At 66.6% G+C, this 3,544-nt stretch carries 1 protein-coding gene and 1 pseudogene; one reads left to right on the top strand and one right to left on the bottom strand.

Annotated elements, in window-relative coordinates:
* Positions 1-1,803: pseudogene (locus QZY06_RS06935) on the top strand (hypothetical protein); the annotation flags it as partial.
* Between the two features lie 10 nt (positions 1,804-1,813).
* On the opposite strand, the gene astD reads toward QZY06_RS06935, so the two are convergent.
* Positions 1,814-3,262, bottom strand: coding sequence for a succinylglutamate-semialdehyde dehydrogenase (gene astD, locus QZY06_RS06940; protein ID WP_295682040.1), 1,449 nt, complete (start codon positions 3,260-3,262; stop codon positions 1,814-1,816).
* Positions 3,263-3,544 lie beyond the last annotated feature (282 nt).

The raw sequence follows: 3,544 nt of genomic DNA on the forward strand, positions 1-3,544 counted from the left end.
AGCCAGCCGCCACCTTCACCACCGCCGCCAGCCGCGATGACCACGATCAGCGGCCGTGCAGCGATCGGCGCGCCGATCGCGGCTGGCGCGATCAGCCTGCGGTGCGGCGATGGCAGCACGGCCAGCGCCAGCAGCGGCAGCGACGGCGCCTGGACTGTACAGGTGCCGACGGCGGCCCTGCCTTGCGCGATCCCGATGTCCGGCGGTTCGGTGGCGGCGGCCGCCAATGCCGAGGTTTTCTATTCGCTGGCCCGTGGCAGCAGTGCGGCGGCGGTCGCCAACATCACGCCGCTGACCGATCTGGCGCTGGCGCAAGCCGTCAACACCGCGACCGGGCTGGCGCTCGATGCCTGGTTCGGCGGCGCCTCGCTCGCCACCCAGTTGCCGCAGGTCGCCAGCGGAATCGACGCCGCCATCGCGGCCTTGCGCACGGCGCTGACTGCCGCCGGCTACACGCTGCCAGCGGCCGATTTCGATCCCGTCGTCGCGACGATCGCACCCGGTGTGGCCGGCGACGCCTATGACGGCTTGCTCGATCTCTATGCCCAAGCGCTGAGTGCTGCGAGCCGGAGCTACGTAGCCGCACGCGGCGATTTCACCTCGGGCGGCATGCTGGCAGCCGCACCGTCAACGCCGCCTCCGCCGGACAGCGATGTCGTTTCCGGGCCGCTTACCGCGCCTGGCTCGGCAACCCTCGGCGCTTTCTTCGGCGCGCTGGCCGGTGACTATCGGCTGCAGGTCAGCAACGTCTACGGCGGCGCCGAGAGCGAGTTCCCGAACGCCAGCCTGCACAGCGTGCAGATCCTGGCCGATGGCACGGTGAACCTGATCGGCAACACGCAGACCGTCAGCTACCGCTATGTGCAGCGCACGCTGAGCGACTACACGCAGGACAACCCGGGCACGGCCACCGAGAAGGACACCGCCCGCTACTACGCCGCCAACGGCGGATCGATCGACCTGTTCATCACCTATGAGCCGGCGCTGGGTTATCTGACCCTCACCGCGCAAGGTTTCGCCGGTGCCGAGAGCGGTGTGTTGCTGGTCTCCCGGAAGCGCGATGTCACGGCGCCGCCGATCACGCCTACGAGCTCGCTGGCCTCGCAGCTCAGCGCCGCCTATGTTGGCCAGTACGTCGTCGCCTGTCCGACCGATAGCGGCGGCACGATGAACCGCACTGTCGTCATCAATGCCGATGGCACCGGCAGTGTCGATGGCCTGCCCAGCGTCGATGCCAGCAACGGCGGCGGTGTGATCCTTCAAGGTGATAACGCCTACAGCTCGCTGCGCCAGTCCGGCAGCTTCACCCCGCGTTTCCTGCTGCAGTTCCTGCCCGACGGCAGCATCCAGCCCGCAGCCGTCAACGTCATCGCTTTCGAGACCAGCAAGAGCCGCAACTGCACTGGCGTCAGCGGCCGCGCCAACCTTGCCACCGTGAACGCTGCAGCGATCGTCGGCGGCTACGCCCGCTCTGCCACGCTGAACTGCCCTGCAAATAATGCGGCGGGCGTGCCCAGCGGCAGCACTGCATTCTCGATTGCAGCGGATGGTTCGGTCAGCCTCGGCGTCATCTCGGTCAGCCCGGCGCAGTACAACGCGGACAAGGGCTACTACTTCGAAGACAGCACGACCTACGCGCCTACCGACAATGCCTTCGCGCCGCACAAGCAGGTGATCTCGGTGGGTTACACGCCGAACGGCACGCTCAACACCACCAATCTGTCGCTGTCGGTCGACGCCAGCGGAGCGACCATCGGCGTTCGCTACCAATTCGGCTTCACGGCTGGAGAGTGCACGCCGTAAGCAGACGCATCTACGACGTCGAAGCCGGTGGTGGCAGTAGACGATCGGCTTCAGTCGTCGCGACCGGATAGCTGCAGTAGTCGGCGGCGTAGAAGGCACTGGCGCGATGGTTGCCGCTGGCGCCGACGCCGCCGAAGGGATAGGCGCCGCTGGCGCCAGTGGTCGGGCGATTGCGATTGACGATGCCGGCGCGGCTGGCCCGCTGGAACGCGGTCCATTCCGCGTCGTCATCGCTGAGCAGGCCGGCGGACAGGCCGTAGCGGGTGGCGCGGGCGCCGCGCAGGGCTTGATCGAAACTCGAGTAGCGGATCAGCTTCAGCAGCGGGCCGAAGTGTTCTTCGTCCGGCAGGCTGTCGGCAATCGCCGTCACATCGATCAGCGCTGGCGTCACGTAGGCCGCGCCGAGCGCCAGCTGAGTCATTGGCAGCAGGGCAATCGCACCGCGATCGATGAGATCGGCCTGTACCGCGAGCAGGGCTTCGGCGACTCGGCCTGACACCACCGGCCCCATGAACGGCTGCGGCAGGCTTTCCGCGGGGCCGACAGTAAGCGCACGCGCCGCCTCGATGAGCGCAGCAACCAGGGCATCGCCTTGAGCATCGTTGGCGATGAACAGCCTACGCGCGCAGGTGCAGCGCTGGCCGCTGGTGATCCAGGCGCTTTGAACAATTTCATGGACGGCAGCGGCAATGTCATAGCGACTGCCGACCACCAGCGGATTATTGCCGCCCATTTCCAGCGCCAGGATCGCGCCGGGATTCGCCGCGAACTGCTGGTTCAGCAAGGCGCCGGTGCGCGAGCTGCCGGTGAAATACAGACCGTCCAGATCCGGATGGCGGGCAATCGCTTCGCCGGTCGCCCGCTCGCCCTGCAGCAGGTTCAGTACGCCCGGCGGCAGGCCGGCATCGATCCAGGCCTGGACCATCGCCGCTGCGGTCATCGGCGTCAGCTCGCTGGGCTTGAAGATCACCGCATTGCCGGCCAGCAGTGCCGGCACGATGTGGCCGTTCGGCAGATGACCCGGGAAGTTGTACGGACCGAACACCGCGACCACGCCATGCGGCCGGTGCTGTAGGCGATGCCGGCCGAACGTCGTGGCTTGTTCCTTGTGGCCCGTGCGTTCGTGCCAGGCCTGGATCGACAGCTCGATCTTGCCGGCCATCGTCGCTACTTCGGTACGTGCTTCCCAGAGCGGTTTGCCGACTTCGCGAGCAATGGTCAGCGCGATCGCTTCGCTGCGTTCGCGCAGCAATTCCGCATAACGACGAGCGAGGGCGGCGCGGTGCTCGAAGCCGGTGTCCGACCAGGCCTCGAACGCGGTGCGCGCAGCGGCGAAAGCGGCATCGACATCAGCGGCGTCAGCTGCCTGACCGCGCCAGATTTCGGCATCGGTCGAGGGATCGTGCCGCGCGAACTCGGGGCCGTGTCCAGCTTGCCAATGGCCTGCGACGTAGAGCATCGCCTGTCTTCCGATGGAGGTCCGTGGCGATTATGTCGGAGCGAGCATCCGCCGTGGCCGCCGGTTTTCGAGCGTTTTGGGGGCGGTTGGGGCGGCCGGCGAGGGCGATTTGTGAATTTTACGTATAGATGCCGACATGTTCGCGGCTATTTCGCAGCCAATGCCTGCAAGTCTTTGCAAATGAGAACGCCTATCATTTATCATGCCTGTATCTCGTCAGGCACAACCGGGCAGCGGCATCGCTTCGGTACATACCGAAAAGATCCACTGTCCCGCAGCCTC

It is taken from the genome of uncultured Nevskia sp. (genome assembly GCF_903885465.1).
Classification (GTDB): Bacteria; Pseudomonadota; Gammaproteobacteria; order Nevskiales; family Nevskiaceae; genus Nevskia.

Coding starts and splice junctions, on each gene's coding strand:
- astD (WP_295682040.1), bottom strand. CDS start 3,262: ATGCTCTACGTCGCAGGCCATTGGCAAGCTGGACACGGCCCCGAGTTC.